The organism is Protofrankia sp. CiP1_Cm_nod3, assembly GCF_982290655.1.
In genome coordinates this window covers 67,089-67,879 of sequence record NZ_CEVIVD010000009.1, presented here as the reverse complement: position 1 = coordinate 67,879, position 791 = coordinate 67,089, and the positions used below count along the sequence as shown (strand labels likewise).

Annotated in this window: 1 protein-coding gene and 1 pseudogene; both read left to right on the top strand. The window is 71.9% G+C overall.

The features are described from left to right. A pseudogene (locus AC5LUJ_RS04005) lies at positions 1-535 on the top strand (hypothetical protein); the annotation flags it as partial. Positions 536-544: 9 nt separating this feature from the next. Next, the gene (locus AC5LUJ_RS04000) at positions 545-763 is read left to right on the top strand and encodes a hypothetical protein (RefSeq protein ID WP_250281400.1); all 219 of its coding nucleotides are present in this window, start codon (positions 545-547) and stop codon (positions 761-763) included. Positions 764-791: the final 28 nt, after the last annotated feature.

Sequence of the window (791 nt, the reverse complement as noted above, 5' to 3'; positions counted from 1 at the left end):
ACGTGGAACGGGGATGACGAGACAACGCCAGAAGCTCCTCATGGTGAACATCGACATGACGACTGATGTCACCGGGCACACCGAGACCGCCACCGCGGGGCGGCGCGGCCTCGACTACCGCTGGCACTACCGGCCGGCGGCTCGGGTGGCCCGGGACAGGACCCGGGCAGCCATGGCTTCCTCCATACACATGCCGGCGAGCTGTCGCTGGCGGATGGGACACGACGGTACCAGCCTCTCCCGAACCGTCAACGCGATTCAGGTTCCCGTCCTCGCGGCAGGCCACCGCGATCGCCCATGGGATTGTCCCGCCCGGCGTCTTCGGCGGACGAGGCGACGGCGGGCGCCCGCTGGTGAAGCTACGTATCTGGGAGCCCGGCTGGCCGCGCACCGCCTGGCCCTCGGCCTTGGCGACCAGGCCGGAGCCCTCGGCCCCTCCGACTTCGTCGCGAGCATCCACACCGCCGCCACCCAGGCCCTGGCCGCCTACGGCCGCGACGGGTACGCCGCCACGGGCGGGCCTGCGGGCCGGTAGGTTGATCTCATGCGCTGGCTGCTCATCGATCTCGGTCTCGTCCTGTTGACGTTCGTCCTGCTCGTCGCGCTGGCGTTGCGGGTATGGGGGCAGGTGCGACAGGTCAACCATGAGGCCGCCGAGCTGCGCGGCCGGCTGTCCACGCTCACCGAGGAAACCGCGGCGCTCGCCGCCCGGCTGGACGCCGCCGAGGTGACCGCGCGGCTGAACGAACGAATCCCGGCCTGACACGCCCACGCGGGGCCGCGCGGGCCCC